At 46.9% G+C, this 20,493-nt stretch carries 14 protein-coding genes; 8 read left to right on the plus strand and 6 right to left on the minus strand.

Features of this window, described 5'->3' with window-relative positions; translation table 11 throughout:
- Positions 1–2: 2 nt before the first annotated feature.
- The 4 genes from BC792_RS12675 to BC792_RS12690 are packed head-to-tail and all read left to right on the plus strand — an operon-like array spanning position 3 to position 6,817.
- Positions 3–1,100 carry a FecR family protein gene (locus tag BC792_RS12675; protein WP_148909387.1) on the plus strand — a complete coding sequence of 366 codons (1,098 nt, stop codon included), beginning with the start codon at positions 3–5 and terminating at the stop codon, positions 1,098–1,100.
- Positions 1,101–1,115: 15 nt separating this feature from the next.
- Complete coding sequence (locus tag BC792_RS12680) at positions 1,116–4,145, plus strand: SusC/RagA family TonB-linked outer membrane protein (RefSeq protein ID WP_148909388.1); 3,030 nt, start codon at positions 1,116–1,118, stop codon at positions 4,143–4,145.
- A gap of 15 nt (positions 4,146–4,160) precedes the next feature.
- Positions 4,161–5,810: a RagB/SusD family nutrient uptake outer membrane protein gene (locus BC792_RS12685; RefSeq protein WP_148909389.1), complete on the plus strand. Its 1,650-nt coding sequence runs from the start codon at positions 4,161–4,163 to the stop codon at positions 5,808–5,810.
- Positions 5,811–5,812: 2 nt separating this feature from the next.
- Positions 5,813–6,817 (plus strand): metallophosphoesterase, encoded by a 1,005-nt coding sequence (locus BC792_RS12690; protein ID WP_148909390.1) that lies wholly within the window; start codon positions 5,813–5,815, stop codon positions 6,815–6,817.
- Positions 6,818–7,100: 283 nt separating this feature from the next.
- On the opposite strand, the gene BC792_RS12695 is transcribed toward BC792_RS12690, so the two are convergent.
- Entirely contained in the window at positions 7,101–7,697 is a 597-nt protein-coding gene (locus tag BC792_RS12695; protein ID WP_148909391.1) for a hypothetical protein, read from the minus strand.
- A 341-nt stretch (positions 7,698–8,038) separates the two neighbouring features.
- Here BC792_RS12695 and BC792_RS18725 point away from each other — a divergent pair, with 341 nt between their 5' ends.
- Entirely contained in the window at positions 8,039–8,167 is a 129-nt protein-coding gene (locus tag BC792_RS18725; protein WP_262713453.1) for a hypothetical protein, read from the plus strand.
- A gap of 930 nt (positions 8,168–9,097) precedes the next feature.
- Here the strand turns inward: BC792_RS18725 and BC792_RS12700 are convergent.
- From BC792_RS12700 to BC792_RS12720, 4 genes are all read right to left on the minus strand, one after another.
- Positions 9,098–9,523, minus strand: coding sequence for a DUF4136 domain-containing protein (locus BC792_RS12700; protein WP_148909392.1), 426 nt, complete (start codon positions 9,521–9,523; stop codon positions 9,098–9,100).
- A gap of 741 nt (positions 9,524–10,264) precedes the next feature.
- A complete protein-coding gene (locus BC792_RS12705; protein WP_148909393.1) occupies positions 10,265–12,274 on the minus strand; it encodes a BCCT family transporter in 2,010 nt (669 codons plus the stop codon).
- A gap of 30 nt (positions 12,275–12,304) precedes the next feature.
- Positions 12,305–13,153, minus strand: coding sequence for a mechanosensitive ion channel family protein (locus BC792_RS12710; RefSeq protein WP_148909394.1), 849 nt, complete (start codon positions 13,151–13,153; stop codon positions 12,305–12,307).
- A 472-nt stretch (positions 13,154–13,625) separates the two neighbouring features.
- The gene (locus BC792_RS12720) at positions 13,626–14,705 is read right to left on the minus strand and encodes a baeRF3 domain-containing protein (protein ID WP_148909396.1); all 1,080 of its coding nucleotides are present in this window, start codon (positions 14,703–14,705) and stop codon (positions 13,626–13,628) included.
- 186 nt (positions 14,706–14,891) lie between these two features.
- Between BC792_RS12720 and BC792_RS12725 the strand changes: the two genes are divergently transcribed.
- On the plus strand, positions 14,892–16,193 hold the full coding sequence (locus tag BC792_RS12725; protein WP_148909397.1) for a TIGR00341 family protein: 1,302 nt from the start codon (positions 14,892–14,894) through the stop codon (positions 16,191–16,193).
- A gap of 291 nt (positions 16,194–16,484) precedes the next feature.
- Here BC792_RS12725 and BC792_RS12730 read toward each other — a convergent pair whose 3' ends face one another.
- On the minus strand, positions 16,485–17,270 hold the full coding sequence (locus BC792_RS12730) for a glycerophosphodiester phosphodiesterase (RefSeq protein WP_148909398.1): 786 nt from the start codon (positions 17,268–17,270) through the stop codon (positions 16,485–16,487).
- Positions 17,271–17,611: 341 nt separating this feature from the next.
- On the opposite strand from BC792_RS12730, the gene BC792_RS12735 reads away from it, so the two are divergent.
- On the plus strand, positions 17,612–19,051 hold the full coding sequence (locus tag BC792_RS12735) for an alanine/glycine:cation symporter family protein (protein ID WP_148909399.1): 1,440 nt from the start codon (positions 17,612–17,614) through the stop codon (positions 19,049–19,051).
- Position 19,052: 1 nt separating this feature from the next.
- Positions 19,053–20,240, plus strand: coding sequence for a Na+/H+ antiporter NhaA (gene nhaA / locus BC792_RS12740; protein WP_148909400.1), 1,188 nt, complete (start codon positions 19,053–19,055; stop codon positions 20,238–20,240).
- Positions 20,241–20,493 lie beyond the last annotated feature (253 nt).

Below are 20,493 nucleotides of genomic sequence, written 5' to 3' on the forward strand. Positions count from 1 at the left end.
GTATGAGGTTCGGAAGAAGAAAGCGCGGCGGCGGGAATATCCGCCGAGACAAAAAACAACAGATTCGCCAGCAGATCTGGGAGGATCCCTCTGTTGTAGAGCAGCTATTCGGCGATAAAGACTGGCAAGCTTATGAAGCGAAGCATGAGCCTGTAGCCGTCCCATCCCGTGAGATGGCCAAAAATATCGAGGAAAGAATTAAAAGGATCGAGCAAGAAAGAGAGAGAACGGATCGGCGCGACATACGTATACGTCGCCTGACCGCCTACGCAGTAGCGGCGTCGCTGTTGCTACTCCTGTCCTTTAGCCTCTGGCACTGGCGCAATGCACCAGTAGAGAGTGCCTCTTTTCATAAGCTGCAAGTGAACAATACACCAATTTCAGACACCACTTGGGTAAAAATCCGTAACACGAAGGATACCGAAATGGAGATTCAACTGCCCGACAACTCTAAGGTTAAGCTTTTTGCCAGCAGTTCAATCCGTTATCCCGAACAGTTCAGCCAGGACAAGCGAGAGATTCAGCTCGAGGGGAAGGCCTACTTCACAGTAGCAGCCGATAAACAACGTCCGTTTAGCGTGTACGCCAAGGGAACCAAAACTACTGCTTTAGGCACTTCATTTACCATCGATACCCGGCGACAGGCCGACAAGATTTCCGTGCAATTGCATACCGGTAAAATTGTGATCGCCTCTACCGCGGCTATTCCAGACTTCAAGAGCGTCTATCTCAGCCATCGCGGCGAAACCCTCATCTTCGATCCGAACAAGCTTATCATCGAGCACCAACGGCCGCAACCCGTCCGGGAAGCGAAAACGCCTGTTACACCTGCGCCAGCATCGGATGATGCGCTGTTAAAATTCGATAACGTTCCGCTGTCTGCTGTTTTTCAGGCTTTGGAAAAAGCCTACCAGACCCGGATTACCATAGCAGATCCGGCCATTACGCACATACTTTACACAGGAAGTATTGACACCGATACCCAAACATTACGCGACGTACTGACCGTGGTCTGTTTAATCAACGACCTGCAGTTCATCGCCGAACAGGACGGATCCTTCACGATCGACAAACAAGAAAATACACAACAAGAACTCTAACAATAAAACAAAACCATGTTTAACAAGAAAAAAAACCTCACAAAGAGCGCACTGTTCTTCGCCCTGCTTGCGGCTGGCTTCCAGAGTGTCCAGGCGCAAGAAAAAGAACAGGTGAAAGGGGCAACGCAACAAGAGTCCGGCGCCTTTCTTTCCGGTGTCAGCATTAAAGCCGTCCATCAAACATCTGGTAGGACCTTCACCACGAGCTCCGGAGAAAGAGGGCTGTTCAGCTTTAATGGACTTCCCGAAGGAGGACCATACCAATTTATCTTCACCTCTGTCGGCTTTCAACCGGATACGCTGTCAGGATACACGATACAGGCGGGCAAGCAGCTCGCCCTTAGTGTTAAACTACAGCCGATAACAACGGCACTCGAAGAAGTGGTCATCGGATACGGTAGGATGGCGCGAAAGGATGTAACGAGCTCGATCACGACCGTCAAGGCGGAAGATATGAACGTCGGCGTATTTACCTCTCCCGCACAAATGCTACAGGGTAAAGTTCCCGGACTTACAATTTCCACCAACAACAGCAATCCCAATGCTACCCCATCAGTTAGTTTACGGGGCGCTTCCACACTGCGTAGCGGCGAAGCCATGGAGCCCTATTACGTCATAGACGGCGTTCCGGGCGCGTCTCTTTCGCTCGTGGCTCCAGACGATATTGAGTCCATTGACGTCTTACGGGATGCCTCCGCAACAGCCATATACGGCTCGAAAGCCGCCAATGGTGTAATCATCGTTACTACCAAAAAGGGAAAATCAGAGCAAACAAACATCTCGTACAACGGGTACGTCGCTATTGACAATGTTGCCAAGCGGTATGAGATGATGAACGGCGAACAATATAGAAAATTTGTTGCTGACAACGGATTCTCTATGGAACCTACCGATGACCTAGGTGCAGATACGGATTGGCAGCGAGAAGTGGAGCGCACCGGTATATCAAATAACCACAACATTTCTCTGCTCGGCGGAGCCGGTAAAACGCAATACGCCGCCAGTTTAAATACGTTAAAAAATAATGGGGTGATTAACGGTACCGATATGGGCCGTCAAATAGGACGTGGCTTCCTGCAAACCAAGGCACTAGAAGATCGTTTGACAGCGTCTTTTAATGTCACCACTAGCATTACTAAACAAAACGATGTTTTAGCGCTTGGCGATGGTTTAAGCGTGTATGACGCTATGTATTACTATCTACCAGTATCACCAGTCCGCACAGAAGATGACCGATGGTTTGAAAAACCCGACCGCTCGCAGTATGTTAATCCCGTAGCATTAATAGCGGAAAATACTAACTTCTCAAAGACCAAGGTGATACAGGCACACGCCAAAGTAGGATACGAAATTTTACCGAGTTTAATCTACAACATCGACCTGTCCCTACAAAATAGACAATACAACCATAGTCAGTATTATTCCAGCTTATCTATGGCTGCCAGGAACCAAAACGGAAAATCCATACGCGCAGCCGTCGAGGATGAACGAAAGGTTATGGAAATGAACCTCAGCTATGAGAAATTAATTGCAGGTGCACACAAAGTTTCGGCTCTTGCCGGGTACTCATGGGAAGAGAATAACAACGATGACGGATTTCAGCTCACAACATCCGATTATTACGATGATGGCCTAAGCTACTACAATCCGGGCATGGCAAATGTGGTTGATTTGTTGGGGTTCGGCAACTATTATCTTTCCACACTCCGGATGATTTCCGTTTATGGTCGATTGAACTACGCCTTTAACAGCAAATACCTTCTTCAGGCCACCGTTAGGCGCGACGGATCCTCGGCTTTCGGGGCCAACAACCGATGGGCTACGTTCCCTTCTATTTCCGCAGCATGGCGCCTATCCGACGAGCCGTTTATAAAACAAACAGGATTATTCGAAGATTTGAAACTGCGTGCCGGATACGGCGTGAGCGGCAACTCGCTTGGATTCGACGTGTTCACATCCAGACAGGTATACGGTGCCACATCCAGCTTCTATACGAATGCATTCGGGAATCAATTACGTACCTTGGCTGCTCTAAGAAATGCCAACCCTGACCTCCGGTGGGAACGAACCGGCATGCTTAATGTGGGGTTGGATTTCGCGTTTCTTGGCAATAGGTTAAGTGGAACGGTTGAGTTCTATGACAAAAATACGACTGATTTAATTTATGACTATCAAGTATCAACAACCAAGTACTTGTTTGGCTCGTTGACGGCGAACGTCGGAGAGATAAACAATAAAGGGGTGGAGCTTACTTTAAATGCAACACCGGTCAAATCGTCCGACGTTACCTGGAATACAGGCATTGTTGTTTCTCATAACAAGAACGTCGTAACGCGGATCTCCAACGAGGAATTCTCGACTGATTACATCGATTTATCTGATTTAGGCGGTGCAGGGCAAAGCAATGCGTTTCAGCAGCGTCTCATCGAGGGTGCTCCTATCGGACAGTTTTATACGTGGGAATGGGCAGGATATAACGACGACGGCATATCCACATTTTATGTCCGCGACGCACAGACAGGAGAGCGCACCGGAGAAACCACAATTACGCCGACAAATAAGGATAGAGGTGCTACCGGAAGTGCTCAGCCAAACATGACACTTGGATGGAACAATACGATAACATACAAAAATTTCGCGTTGACCGGCATGTTTCAGGGAGTTTTTGGACATAAAATAATGAACGCCACCCGCGCCCGCCATTCGAATGTGGTCGGAAACGCCGGCCAGAAAAACTTGTTAGCTACCGTGCTCGAAACCGAAATTCCAGCGGACATCAACGCCCACTACCTGTCCGATCGCTATTTAGAAAAAGGCGATTACCTTCGTTTAGCCAATCTTACATTATCGTATAATTTGCGAAATCTCGGAACTCAGTTAAAAAACGTCCGTTTATACGCCAACATAAACAACGCCTTTGTCATTACCGGCTATAAGGGTGTGGACCCCGAAGTAGACCTCGGCGGACTAACACCCGGTATTGACAACCGCCAGACCTACCCGCGTACACGCACATTTATGTTCGGACTAAACTTCAACTTATAATCAGGAGGAACTTCAATGAAATCAAAACTTATAACAGGCTTTTCTTGGACAACAGCAGCTATTATCCTGCTTGTCTCATGTACAGACTTAGATGTAGACATCAAGTCCCAATACACTAACTTTCCAGACACAGAAAGAGCTGCCGAAGCAATCTCGGCAGATGTTTATGCTGCATATCGCGGCGCATTGGGTCGGGATCATTGGATGGTACAAACCCTTTCCTCAGACGAGGCTGTCAGCGTAGCTCTAGGAACAGATTACTACGACGGAGGGCGTTACAGAGAGTTTCATGTCCATAATTGGACGCCGGACAACGGCATTCTGCCGACGCTATGGAACTCCGCTATGACCGGCATAAACCTCTCTAACAACGTACTCGCTATTTTCAACGATGACGACGGCGAAAAGGCAGCACCTATGCGGGCTATGCGAGCATATTTCTATTTCTTATTGATGGATAACTTCGGTGACGTGCCTTTAATCACGGGTAAAGTTGATCGTCTGCCCGACCGCTCTCCCCGCGCAGAGATTGCGCATTTCATCGAGTCCGAACTATTAGCCGTACGGGACAAGCTGCCGGACGAAGCTTCGGTAGCCAATTATGGAAAGGCGACACGTTATATGGCAGATGCTTTATTGGCAAAGCTCTATCTTAATTGGGCCGTATATACGGCTCCAGATATAGCGACATATACACCTTCAATGCCTAATGAGAAACTGAATGACGTCGTGGCGATGTGCGACGACATCATTCAGTCCGGACAATTCAATTTAACCAGTCACAAATTTTTAGAGAAGTTCCGGCCGGACAATGGCCCGCAGATCAAGGACTTTGTTTTCGCGATGCCTTTTGACAGAGAGAAACAACAAGGTATGACGTATGCCCGGTTCTGGATACACCGTAGCGCACAAAACCAGTTCGCTCCCTTGCCGCAGAGTGTGGGTGGAACGTTCCGCGTATTACCCGCTTTTCTTGACAAATTTAATCTGGAAGGCGACGACCGGAACGCCTCCTATATTGGTGGCTTACAGTACTACTGGTCAGATTACGCTCCCGACTTAAGCCGCCCATTCCTAATTAGAACTTCTAAAAAAGGAATCGACCAAGATTACGCAGGCCCGGATGCTGACGTGACCTTTGATTGGCATATGGAAACAAGCAAAGAGATCAAACTTCGTCCTGACGGAGCAGCTACCCTTAATGCCGGGAATGATCAGAAAGGGCGATCCATGGGCTATCGCTCCATTAAATTTTATATGGATGTAAACGTCACGGCTGCCAATCAACGTAACCAAAGCAACGACGTGCCTATCTTCCGCTATGCAGACGTTCTTCTAATGAAGGCTGAAGCTATACTCCGCGGCGCTACGCCAACGAACGGGGACTCCCCACAATCGCTCATTAACCAGGTACGGGCGTATGTTAACGCGCCCGCCCTCACAACAGCGCCCACCCTGGAAGAGCTCCTCGACGAACGTGCACGGGAGTTTGCCGACGAATCTTGGCGCCGAAACGACTTGATCCGTTTCGGAAAGTTCGAAGATGATTGGGGCTTTAAATCGTTGTACTCTGCCGGATACACAGAGCGCTTCAGAAGAATATTCCCTATTCCAACCACAGTGTTAAACGTCAACACGAATTGGACACAAAATAAAGGCTACTAACAATGAAAAGAAGAGACTTTATGAAAGGTACCTTGGGCACTGCCCTCGGTGCCGGTCTTGCTTCCGCCCCGCTAAAGGGGCTGGCCACGCAGGGCATTACCCGGATCGAAAGCGAAGACATAGACGGCCGCGCCATGCTGAAGGACGATTTCGATCTGCACTTCGTCGCTGTGGGCGACTGGGGCCGTAATGGCGCCGACCACCAACTACAGGTAGCTCGGCAGATGGGTGCATGGACCACAGAACATCCCAACCATTTTGTCATTTCCACCGGAGACAACTTTTACCCCTCGGGGGTTATCAGCGAGCATGATCCATTGTGGCATTATTCCTTCGAAAATATTTATACTGATTTTTCGCTCCAATGGGACTGGTACCCCATCCTGGGCAACCACGATTACAAGTCGGATCCCGACGCGCAGGTCCGTTACAGCAAGATCAGCCGGCGCTGGAAGATGCCGTCCCGTTACTACAGTAAAAACTTCAAACTGCGGGACGGAAACGAGGTCCTCATTGCATTCATAGATACCAACCCGTTAATTCCAGCGTTCTACCAGAACGCCGAGTACGGACCGCATGTAGCCGGGCAACAGCCGGAAAAGCAACTCCTCTGGCTAGACAACCTCCTGACATCCAGCCCCGCACATTGGAAGATTGTTGTCGGCCACCACCCTATCTACACAGCAGGTCCCCGCACGGAAAACTATGATACCTTGGCAGTCCGGCGCGTATTGGAACCCCTGCTGGAGAAACACCAGATTCCGCTATACTTATCGGGACACGAACATTCTATGCAGCACCTTAAAAAGGATGACAAACCCTTTCATCAGCTCATCTCCGGATCGGGATCAGAGGTCACCCCCGTCAAAGACAATATCGCTTACAGCAGGTATGCCCGTTCTACGTACGGGTTTATGTATATAAGCATGAATAGTTCCAGCGTGCGAGTGCAATGCATAGATCACGAGGGGACTGTCCAATATACCACACAAATTAAACGTCCATGATTACCGAACCCAGCGATAGGTCTGTCCTTCGACAAATGTTAGGCTGAGCATTTCGGCAGTTCCGTACAGGTTCTGTCAAGATCCTAAATAACATATCGGGGCTTTCGCAATAATGCACAGGAAAGCCAAGGAGATTCCGGAGTGCTGAGACATATGGAAAAATGACGATTTGCAACAATTTGATCGCCTCATGCAAGAATCGGCACGGATTTTGTTAATAACGGATTAGGTTAATAATTGGTTTGGAAAGTCCCTCGTCGCCCGATTGAGGGGCTTTCTCTTTTCAGATCTTTGGTGTGTCGCCCGGCCTTTCAATACCCACACGGAGATCAGCAATATACTGATCCAGCGATTCCTCCAAATGCCGCTTAGCGTCGCCCACCAGCGTTTCCAGATCCTCCTTTAATACCATAAGGTTTTCTTTAAATCGTTTAGTAGCCGTCACAGCGGGCTTAAAATCTACTTCGTCCACGTCTTTCGAACCTAAGAGCAGGTAGACTGCCAATGTATCGCGCGTCACTTCCAACTCGCCCGATGAGCTTTCCTGTACCAAATTTAAAACTGCGGGCGACTCACATGTCAATTTTATCGGATACGCGATCCTGATCACCTTTATCTGCCCTTTGCCCATGGCGTTCCTGATGGCTTCGGGTACCGACAGTATATGCTGATTCTTATCGGGAGTGAAAATTTCCTGCGTACCATAGATGTCCAACTGCTCATAATCTAACGCATAAAATGATGTAAAATCCGACAAAACCTGTTCCTTAAATTGCTCGTACCGGTCGGCCTCCAAGGAAGGAAGCGTTGCGCGGAAGTGTGAAACCCGCTCTGCCACCGATTTCTTAATCTCGTCCGTTAACTGATTTTCGATATCCATAATTCATTATTAAAACAAATACATCTTATAATAATAACCCCACGGCGGGGACATGGTTTCCCGTAAATCTTTTTTTAACATTCCTCGCCGCGGTGGCCGGTCCAGCCTTTTAAATGCTAGCTGCATGTCATATCATATGCTCTTCCCCGAAAAAATGCGGTGGATAAACAACGTCTTTTCCGGTATTTCTCCCAGTGAAACGAAAAAGTATCTGTTTAGGCTTGTCAAACACCCGATTGCACTTCGATAAACGCGCGTTCAGCGAAGGCAGTATCAAAACGGCACCAGATTTGAAAATGGTTCAGAAGTAAAATGAAGGTTACACTAAAACTATACAAACTATGGAGACTATTGAAGCAAAAGCGGCAGCATTAGGCTTGGAAAAAGGGTACTATCTTTTATTAATGGCCATCTTGGAAGAGAACGATGAGCAAACAGAACCTGCTACGGAGTTAGCTACCGCCAGTTAAAACGAAATTACAACAACAACTATACATTTGTTCGATGCGCAGTAGTCTCCCCGGCTATTGCGCTTTTTTGTGCTCTGTCCGTCGCTGCACACGGGCGGTACAACCACGATATAGTCCACAGATTTTCGGACCAATAAACGATTACCGAAAAATGTAGTCTAATGTTGGTGAAGCGGAATGTTTCATGTTAGGTTTTTTTTTTGAACTCCCCCGGCCTCTGTCGGGGGAGTTTGTTTCAATAAACGCCGCGTAGTGCTTTCACGAAACACGACCTTACGGATAAACATCTTTACGACTTTCTCTCCCGTCTAACTTTCTAACTTTACCCCACTCCTCTACTTAACAGTATAGGCTGGAAATATGCCATGCGCTATTAACCTCTTACTTTACGTCTTCACAAATTAACACCTTTACAGCTTATAGCCATCTGCTATCTGTGTAACGAAGTTAGAAGTCAGAAGTTAGAAGTGAGATTTGAGTAGTGAGTATTGAGTATCGTAGGCTTATAGCTGCCATTAGCCTCTCCGCTTTACGACTTCACAAATTAACACCTTTACAGCTTATAGCCATCTGCTATCTGTGTAACGAGGTTAGAAGTCAGAAGTTAGAAGTGAGATTTGAGTAGTGAGTATTGAGTATCGTAGGCTTACAGCTGCCATTAGCCTCTCCGCTTTACGACTTTACAAATTAACACCTTTACAGCTTATAGCCATCTGCTATTAGCCTCAGTGAGAAGTGAGAAGTGAGAAGTGAGAAATTAGGGGTTAGGGGTTAACTTTACGAATCAGCAACTCAACGACTTTACAGCTTAGAGCCGTCTGCCATTAGCCATCTGCTATTAGCCTCTTACTTTACGTCTTCACAAATTAACACCTTTACAGCTTATAGCCATTCGCTATTAGCTTCCAGCTTCTTCTTAATTTTTAATTTTTATTGGGCCGTTATTAATCCCTCCTTTTTTAACAATCCACTCATCGCTTTTTTGTATCCTTTTAAGAAATCCTGCAGTCCGGAAGGGTTATATGATTCCGATTGAGCAGACCAAACAAGTCTGCCGGACTGTACATCATAAACATTTGTCTCTATATAATATACCTTGTCTGTCGTGTAATACCCGGGGTTGTACAGACTGCCGATCCAATTACCATAATACGTCAGGAAGTGTCCATAATAACCAAATCGTGTAACCGGGTAGATGCCCGATCCCGGTACATACCGCTCTTCGGAGGTTTGGTCAATAAGCGCTATGGTTACAACAGCATCACTTCCGGTTTCCGCTATACGACGGAGAACAGCTTCCGACTGCCGCAGTTCCTGGTTTTGGAAGTCCGGCGGAAAAACATCTATACTCTTCATGGTATTGAAGCCCAGATCGGAAAGTGAACTGGCCAGCTCGTCTTCCACGGTCTGCCTTACCGGCGAATTAGCGGGTTTAAAGCCGCAATAAAGAATTTCTCGTAGCTGCGTAAGTTTGCATCAGGCGCCTTCCATGAACCTGTGATTGTACTCGTACTTGCACAGCCTGCAAAAACCATTAGCACAAAGATGAATGGCCTATAAAATACTCGTCTTTTCATAATCTTATGTTTTATTTCGTCATTTCCTTTTCCTGCTCCCATTCAGGTTTTCCAATGTCCATGTTGTTGAACGTCACAGACACCTTCGCCATGTGGTATTATAACCCCGTTGACTGATAAAGGTTCATAAGAAAAATGTCGCAGAACGGGAGATGCAGCGGGTACTGTCGCATCCCCTCTCCTCAGCGTAGCATCTAAAAAAAGAGCAGGTGAGAACCTGCTCTTTTTAAACTAATCAAACCAATTTATGAATAAAATACCTTCCGTATAAAGAACGGATAAGTTTAAAAATAGTTTTAATACAACGAAAAATCGTCAGCATATGAAAACGGGTACACGATAAAATACATTAGCGAAAAAAAGCGTCATTGCGTACGACCGCGAAGCGGGAATTAGGCTTGTATGCGCGACTTCCTCTCTTGCCGTTGTCAGTTATTCAAGTTCATTTTTCATGGGCGTCCATAAGCGCGCTACATCGGTTGACACGTCGTGGCCTATGAAACCGGCGTTATCTAACCGGCTACCGGAGATGCTTGTTTGCATTGCTGCTGATAAACAGTTCGTTCTTCTCCTCCGAGATAATCTCCAAAAACCGTTCGTAGTGCTTTAATACGTCGCTGATTAATTCATTTCGCGTGAAGTACTGAACGTCATACCCTTCTCGGGCGTCGCCAAAATACGACCGCGGATAATACGTGCGTTTGTCGTCCACCTCGGGTAGATTTTCCTCTTCGATCACGTACGCAGAAATCACTTTTACCTGGTTCCGGACCCCGTAAATAAAATTGTTAACCACATCGTGATGTATCTCTATTTCCATCCTCGTTGGATTTGCAAAGCTGTTAATCTTCGCTTCTATGCCGTTTTTCGCAAACTCGTCCCGCAGTTCAGATAAGGCACTGCTAACCGTCGTCTTTATAAACTCGTCGACCGAAGTGCGTGTTTTAAACGATACAATCTGTCTTAGCCTATCCTTCCAATACTCGCCCGACCACGGAACAGTTGACACGGAAAAATCGCGCTCATAATAACTTCTATCTATGGTCATTGCCTTTATCAAACTAATGCAAAACAGCAGCATGATCAACGAAAACGGCAAGGCGGTAATTAGTGTCATGGTCTGCAGAGCCTGCAGTCCTCCGGCATTCAGCAGCATCAACGCCAATATAGCCAATAGCGCTCCCCAAAAGGAGATCTGCCACTTCGGCGATTTGACCGCATTTTTTGTGGCGATACTATTCATCACAAAAATTCCGGAATCGGCCGATGTAACAAAAAAGATGATGATGATCGCAATCACCAAAAAACTCGCCACATTCGACAACGGAAGGTATTCCAGGAAGCGGAACATCAATGCGTCGGGGTTGTTCACCAACGTGCTCAACGCACCGTCAGCAACATTTACATCAAACCACATGGCACTATTACCAAAAACAGACATCCACACAAAATTAAACAGCGTCGGAAGGATAAGCACAGCGGCTACGAACTCGCGGATCGTACGTCCTCTGGAGATCCTGGCAATAAAGAGACCAACATAGGGCGACCACGATATCCACCACGCCCAATAAAGGATGGTCCATGTGTAAAACCATGGCAACGTACGCTCCTCATAAACATGCGTGCTAAAGGTGAGGTCAAAAAAGCTGTTCACATAATTTCCCAGACCTTCCGTAAAGCTCCCGATCAGATACACGGTCGGCCCTAGAAAAAGCACAAAAAGCAGAAAAGCTATCACGCCGACAACATTGACATTACTCAGAATGCGTACCCCTTTATCCACACCCGTCGTTGCGGAAAGAATAGCAAGAGAAATCAGTACGCCGACAATCAATACCTGATAAAAAAAGCTTGTTTCAGGCACCACATTGAGAATCTGGAGTCCGGCATTTACCTGTACAACGCCGAACCCTAACGTTGTCGTGATTCCAAAAAACGTACTACAAAGCGCAAACACATCAATTGCATTTCCCCACCGGCCGTTAATCTTATCTTTCAACAACGGGTAAAAGCAGCTCCTGAGCGATAATGGCAGCCGGTACCGGTAAGCGAAGTAGGCGAGCGCCAGGCCGACGACGCCATAGATGGCCCATGCATGTATTCCCCAATGAAAGAAGGTATACAGTTGCGCGTTCTTCGCCCTATTGATATAATGGTTGTCGGCAAAAATCTCATTGGAATAGTGTTGCATTGGTTCTGCCACGCTGAAATACATGAGCCCAATCCCCATGCCCGCAGCAAACAGCATGGATATCCAGGAAAAAAAAGAATATTCTGGTCTGCTGTCGTTAGGCCCGAGCCGTATATTCCCGAATTTACTGAACACAAGATAGATCAGAAACAGCACAAAGATAGTGACCGCCCACACGTATACCCAATTCAGGTTGACAAAAATAAACTCTTTGACACGATCCAACCAGCCCGCTGTCGACGTAGGAAACACAATAGACAATAGGCATACCCCAATGATAAAGAGTAAACTCGGAACGACAATCCCTTTATTGAACGTGGACTTTGAAAAAAAACTCATATGCTCTATTTTTTTAGTAGAAACAACTTCTTACGAATTTGTTCGAATATGAATGTCGCGTTGTGGAAATGGGATTTCTATGCCGGCTGCGTCGAGCGCTTCCTTACAGCTTATAATTAACTGCTCCTGCATTGTCCAGAAATACTCGTTGGATGTTGTGACCCGGATGGACAAATTAATCGCACTGTCACCCAGCTCGGTAACCACCACCTGCGGAGCAGGATCTTTAAAAGCAAACTCGTTTTCAGCTATCACATCCATTAAGATCTCCTTGGCCTTTCTTAGATCGCTATTATAAGCAACGCGAATATCAAACCATGTACGGCGCGTGCCCATCTGCGTAAAGTTAGTAATGCTGCTGTTCGACAACTCGCCATTGGGGACCACGACCAGCTGATTTTGAGGTGTCGTCAGCTTCGTGTTGAAAATATCAATTTCGTTGACCGTCCCCGATATACCGGAGCTTGAGCTAATAAAGTCTCCTACACGAAACGGCTTCAAAAGCAATATCAAAATCCCCCCGGCAAAATTGGCAAGCGAGCCCTGAAGCGCTAAACCGATGGCCAAACCAGCAGCACCGATAATAGCAACGAAGGCCGACGTTTGTACGCCGAGCTGCGTGACCACAACAATAAACAACAGGATATTTAACACCCAACCGATAAGATTGGATAAAAAATGCTGAAGAGAAGCGTCCATCTGTCTCTTTTGGAAGCCCTTATCGACGACTCTTTTAATCATCCGGATAAGCCACGAACCGATTAGATAAATCAGTAGGGCCGAAATTAACGCAGTTAGGATTCTAGGTGCCCACGCAATCGCTGAAGAAATAAACTTGTCCCAGTGTTGTTGAACTTCATCGAATTCTAAGTTGTCCATAAAAATTAGTTTTTGTATTAAAAGATTAAAAAATAGAAAAAGCTACCGATCTGTCATTAGCCCCAACAAAAAAGTGCGTTGATTGTTTATGTGCAAAACCAAAAACTCACCTATGCACAATTGAGAAATGAGCCGATAAGATACGTTTTTTTTAGGCTTTAAAAAAATGGATGCCCATATACGCTGGGAGCGAAGATGTTAGATCATCACTTTGTTGCCGGTTGCCTCGCGCTTCCTACCGGGTCCAAGGTCACCGCGGGAAGAATGACTATCCTTCGTTTGAAGCGGACGTCACTGCGGATAGTAAAATAAAAGGTAGCCCAGGACTCATTACAATCCGCAGCGAGCCTGCAGACTCTGCGGATTGTATGGGCGTTGTCATCCTGGGCTTCGACGGGCCTGTACTGAGCCTGCCGAAGCTCTCAGCCTAACGTTGTCGAAGGATAGACAATCGAAAGGTGCCGCCGGACTCCTAGTACCTGGCTTTTAATGCTATCGGCCGAAGATCCGGATTGGGATTACGAGACACGAAAATACAACGTCCGCCCTTTTCATACACTAAAGATGCCAGCAAACTGCTGATATCATCTACGATATCAGCCCCCGCTCCTTCATCCACTATCTCCAGCTGACGGTCGTCTGCTATACGTGCCGACTGCCGGAATCCCTCTTCCATAACCAGCAAATCACCTCGCCCGTCCAGACATGCCTGATATATTTCCTGTATATCCGTGAGCACCAGGCCCTGTCCTACAGCGTCATCGAGTTCACTGAAATAATCTTCATTTTCTATTTCCAGCTGTTCCTGTACAAAAGCCCATGCCTGAGCCTCTAGCTGGTGCTCGTCAACATTGTTATAGTCAACCGGAACGTATCCCCAATATAGAGACGGATTGTCAGCAACCTGCAGCAGGCGGCTGTAATTGTCTTCCGTACAAATCACTACCGTCTTGACCCCCTCTCCGAAAACGGCGTCCGACAGCGCCTTGTCGGTCCGGTTCAAAAACTCGCGAACGAGGTCATCGACATGCTTTGAATCACTTCCCCTATCGGAAGAAGTCGTATAAAATGGACTTTCCGAAATCGGGAAATTATCGTCGGTAATTTCCGCTTCTATTTTACTATTGGTCGCCCTAAAAAGCCGTACGCCGCTCTGGGAAAGCAACATGATCCGGTAGGCGGTTTGACGTCCTAATTCTTTGATCAGCGGACGCACAGCAAATGCATCTCCGATGTGCACCCCCTCTTGGTTCGTAGGCCAGGACGAGCGGAACAACTCCTTTACCGAACCGGAAATAAAGACATGGAGGCTTTTCAGATTTTGGTTGATGTCAACTTCCTCTTCCAGCTGGTCGAGAGCGTCTACTATTCCCGAAACAGCCCTCTTTTCGTAGTCATCTTGCAGCCTTGCTTTTGCCTCAGCTACCATGTTCTTGAGTTTAATAGCGTCTGTTAGATTCTCAGGGTGAGTACGGTGCGTATTCAAGGACAACGTTACACATACGTCGTCGGTGGTATTGTTTAACGTCTGCAATAGCTGTTTTACATCCATAAATAATTTTTTTAAGTAAAAAATAGGGTAATCTCTTTAAAGTAAACAACAAAACAGTCATAACGGTTTCCAATAATTCCAATCGTCCGCAAAAAAGTACAGACTATTCTACAAGCGCAGATAAAAAACGATAAAAATGGACGACCCTAAGCTATTCTTATTATATTAGCGTGCATATATCCTGCTATGAAGAAGTTTTTACATTTTTTTGATTTACACGAGGGAGAGGATAAAAGAGAGACCGTTCTCGAAAATGTGATCTCCAACATCTCCTTCAGAGGAGCAAATGCGTGGATTTTAGCTTGCGCCATTGTGATCGCTTCTGTCGGACTAAATGTTAATTCCACGGCGGTTATCATCGGTGCTATGTTGATATCCCCCCTTATGGGGCCTATTGTCGGCGCGGGCTTCGCATTAGGGACATTTGATTTTCCGCTGCTAAAAAAATCGATGAAGAACCTACTGATCGCGACTGTGATCAGCTTGGTGGTATCGTTTCTTTACTTTGTTCTGAGTCCTTTCAAGGAAGCTCAGTCTGAGTTACTGGCACGTACTTCGCCGAATATATACGACGTACTGATCGCTATCTTCGGAGGGCTTGTCGGCGTCATTGCCATCACGCGCGTAAATAAAGGAAACCCCATTCCGGGCGTCGCCATTGCCACAGCCTTGATGCCACCGCTATGTACAGCCGGATACGGACTGGCCATAGGTAATATCGGTTACTTCGCCGGAGCGCTCTATCTTTATATTATCAACTGCGTGTTCATCTGTATCGCTACCTTCGGCATCGTAAAATACCTGCGCTATCCAAAAGTGCACTATGTCGACAAACAACGGGAAAAAAGAATTACGCAGAGCATCACCGCCATCACGTTGATCCTCGTCGTGCCAAGTCTATACTTTGCCTATAACCTACTTCAGGAAAAAAAATACACCAACACGGTCAGGCAGTTCATTCAACGCGAGCTGAGCGACAAAGGATATACAGTCGTATACGAGAAACTGCTGGTAAACGAAAAACCTAGGCGGCTGGAGCTTGCCTTTCTGGATAAAAAATTCAGCAACAAGGAGATCAGCAACCTAAAGGAATCCATGCAGTCTTTCGGGATACATAATACAGAACTCATTATCCGCCAGGATAGTTTGGACCTCAAGTCGACCATTCTCAGCGAGATTGATAAACGGACCGTGTCGGTGAACGAGAAAGATCTGACCATACGCGCGTTAAACAACAAGTTATCAAGCTTTCAGCTCGCTAATCCTGAACTCGACCGCGACATCAAGATTATCTTTCCCGAACTCACGTTTTACAGCATAGGACGGCAACAACAGTACGCTGCGGCTGATAGCTTGGCAGATCACATTGCTTTCGTATATTCTGCGCAGGAACAGCTCGCGCCTGCCCAGCAGCGGAAACTACGCCAGTGGCTTGAAAATCACTTTCCGCAGGACAGCATTACCATTATCAGAAATACTACGCCATAAATCGGAGCTCAAGGCTGCCGCGGAATAATGTAGCGGTGAAGCCGTAAAGTTGTTGATTTGTGAAGTCGTAAAGCGAGAGGCTAATGGCAGATGGCGGATGGATATAAGCCGTAAAGTCGCGGATTCGTAAAGTCGTAAAGCGGAGAGGCTAATGGCGAATGGCAGATGGCTAATGGCAAATGGCTATAAGCCGTAAAGTCGTGGATTTGTAAAGTCGTGAGATGAAGTTAGATGAATGAGATTTCTGACTTCTAACTTCTCAATACTCAAATCTCACTTCTAACTTCTTTATCACCCCTCGCCCCGGACGGGCGCCACAAAATACTTCGCAAACCGGCTGTCCAGCTGTACGTATCCCACGCCCAGCTCAATCAGCTTTTTGGCAAGGGCAGCATAATCCACCCCACTTGATGCTCGATAATTGATTGCCCCGACCACTTGAATATGATGAGCTACCGCCCACTCAAAGTCTTCTGGCGAGGGATTCGCAAACAGATAGTAATGCGCCGGTGAATAATCGTCTCTTGTCTGATACGTTTCCAGCTGCTGTCTTGTACAGCTCAGCTTAATTTTGCCACGGAAATAGTCCGTTGCTTCCGCTGACGGTATAATTAAAGCTTGATCTGCCATACCATGCAAGTGTAACATATCATAGATGCACTCAAATAAAGATTGATCACTTCCGCTTATCTTCAGATCGATCATAACCTGGAGCCCCCTGGATCTGCATAGTGCGAGCATCGTTTGTAGCTCCTGGATTTGATGACCGTTCGTAGACGTGTAACGGCGCATCTCTTCCCACGTCAGATCCGCCAGTAATTTATCGACGTTAAAAAAACGCTTTAAGTCTTTATCATGATGGACCACAAGAATACCATCCTTCGTCGAACGCACATCCAGTTCAACCATGTAATAACCTTGTTGTGCCGCCTTTTCAATAGCGGCCAAACTGTGTTCATCGGTGTGTTCATCAACAACACCGCCCCGATGAGCAATCAGCTTGATGTCGCCAAATTGAGCTTTAGCATAGGGAACTGTTCCCGAGATAAGGAGTAGCCATAAGATATAGTTCTTCATTGATAATTCTCGCTTTGAATGCGGACACAGCCTACCTTGGTTTCTATCATAATAACCGTGGATACCGGTCAAAGGTAGCACTTCTATATTAATGTATTATTAAATCCCACTCTGGACAAACAAAGCGTATTAAATAAACTTAAGAAATACATCGTCCGCGGTAAAATCACCCTCGTCCGATTTATCTTTCATTTACAGAGCCCTCAGCTCTCCTAACAGATTAATATAGACATATCAAATAGATTTCTGTAGAAAAAATAGATACTATTTATGCAATATTTCTGATTTGCACACCAGCTTTTGTCTATTTTAGCACACCCTCGGGGATAAAACCGTAATAAGTGCAAGATTTGATCGATAACATTTACAACATAATCTGGAGTGATGCGTTGGTATACCTCTGCCTGCTGGCGGGCGTCTACTTCACGATCCGCCTCCGGCTCCCCCAACTCACGCAGCTTCGGGAGATGGTCCGTCTTCTTTTTAAGGGCTCTGGTTCAGAAAAGGGCATATCGTCTTTCCAGGCATTTTCCTTAGCGATATCCGGCAGGGTTGGAACCGGAAATATAGCGGGGGTTGCGACAGCCATCGGGATGGGCGGCCCCGGAGCGGTTTTCTGGATGTGGGTCATCGCCTTTCTGGGAAGCGCGTCGGCTATTATCGAGGCTTCATTAGGCCAAATGTACAAAGAAGTGAGCGATGGAGAGTATCGCGGCGGCCCGGCATTTTATATACTTAAAGGACTACAAAACAAGACGTTTGCATGGACCTTTGCGATCGTAACCATCGCGAGCACCGGCTTCCTGTTGCCCAGTGTCCAAAGCAACAGTATCAGTACCGCTGCAGAAACCGCTTTCGGCCTGTCTCCGGTGTTAACAGGCATATTGCTATCCGGCTTGCTAGCCATTATCATTATCGGAGGCGTGAAGCGGATCAGTAAGGTGGCCGAATATGTTGTCCCTTTTATGGCCGGCGCGTATATTATCATGGCGTTGGTTATTATTGGTCTAAATATTACGGAAGTTCCCACCATCATTGCACTGATCATTAAGTCCGCTTTCAATGCTGAGGCTACCTTTGGTGCCGTTGCTGGAACAGCTATCGCCTGGGGGGTAAAACGGGGAATATATAGCAACGAAGCCGGACAAGGAACAGCTCCGCACGCAGCCGCAGCAGCCGAAGTATCCCACCCCATAAAACAGGGCCTGGTACAAGGCTTTTCGGTATACGTTGATACATTATTCGTCTGCACCGCTACCGCCCTCATGATCCTTTTCACAGGGCAGTACAATGTTGAACATCCCGATGGCGGTTTTATTGTGGCGCATCTCCCGGGAATAGAAATGGGGCCCGCCTTCACCCAACATGCCGTCTCTCATCACTTCCCAGCTCTTGGCGGCAGCTTCGTTGCGCTGGCATTGGCTTTTTTCGCCTTTACGACCATCATGGCCTACTACTACATCGCTGAAACGAACGTCAGTTTCATAACAAGAAACGGTGGAAAAATATGGTTGATTTGGATGCTCAGGGTATTAATACTCGGGTCCGTATATATGGGATGTGTCAGCACGGCTAAATCCGCATGGACCTTAGGCGACATCGGCGTGGGACTGATGGCTTGGTTAAATTTAATTGCTATCATCTTTTTACACCAGAAAGTTGTTCTACTTTACAACGATTACAACAAACAGAAAAAGGCAGGCCTCGACCCGACGTTCGACAACGAAGAGCTGAATCTGCCGAATATGAAAACATGGTCTAAAAAATCCAAACTATCTTAATATGAGTCAGCTGATTAACTTGACAGTGTTCAAGAACTTCTTTAAATCAAGTAATGCCGGGGGCATTCTCTTGTTTATCTGCGTAGTCATATCCCTTATTATCGCCAATACGCCCTTGGCGCCCTCGCTCCAGTCGTTGTTGGACTATAAGGTAGGCTACGAATCCGACGCCATCCATCTTAATTACAGTATCCTGCTATGGATTAACGATGGCTTAATGGCAATTTTCTTTTTGCTGGTCGGACTAGAAATAAAACGGGAGATCGTCGAAGGAGAACTTTCCTCCCCGAGAAAAGCATCACTACCGATTCTCTGCGCTATCGGCGGCGCAATTGTCCCCGCCATCGTCTTCCTGTCGCTTAATGCCGGCACACCTACAGCCAGCGGATGGGGTATACCAATGGCTACCGATATCGCTTTTGCTTTAGCTGTCATCGGTCTATTAGGCAACCGCGTTCCAACAAGCTTGAAGATATTCTTAGCGGCGCTTGCTATTGTCGACGACCTCATTGCTATTCTCGTCATCGCCTTCTTCTACTCCTCGGGATTAGAAGTAACCTACCTGCTGTACGCCGGCATCGGGCTCGCTGTTCTGATCGCCATGAACCGGATGAATGTCCAGAATCCGTATCTGTATCTGATTCCCGGCCTCTTCATATGGTACTTTATCCACCACTCCGGGATACATGCTACCATCGCGGGTGTACTGGTAGCGATGACCATTCCGACCAACGAGACCGACATCGAGTCGCCGCTCGAGCGGCTTGAGCATGCCATTGTCAAGCCCGTCAATTTTATTATCATACCGTTGTTCGCTTTTGCCAACACAAACATCACATGGGTTGATGAAATGGCCCATGGCCTTGCAGAACCACTCGGGTTGGGGATCGGGCTCGGCTTATTGTTGGGAAAGCCCGTCGGCATTTTGTTAATGACTTACATATGTACGAAACTCAGACTCGGCACGCTGCCCAACGGTAGCTCCTACAAGCACATCCTCGGCGTAGGCTTCCTGGCCGGGATCGGATTTACAATGTCTATCTTCATTTCCATACTCTCGTTTAACGATGCACTTCATATCAACGAGGCAAAGCTGTCTATTCTGTTAACATCTGTATTGGCAGGGATTGTCGGCTATATAATATTGAGCCGTGTCGGAAATGGTGTGTCTCGGCAGGCAGATCTGTAATTACCTCTAAAGAGCTTTGTGTTGCCATAAAAAGGGGCGCCTTTCATCTCTAACAGCTGGAAGGCGTGCCTTTAATGGTAAGGTCGAGGGTGTAAAGTCGTTGCTCTCTGAAGCCATATGCCGTAGATTCGTAAAGCAGATGGCAAGCCCCCACTTCTGACTTCCCACTTCTAACTTCTGACTTCCCACTTCTAACTTCTGACTTTTTATACAATAACGACCGAGCTCAGGTTAACATAAAAAGCACCGCCTC

The organism is Sphingobacterium allocomposti (assembly GCF_008124885.1).
GTDB lineage: Bacteria > Bacteroidota > Bacteroidia > Sphingobacteriales > Sphingobacteriaceae > Sphingobacterium > Sphingobacterium allocomposti.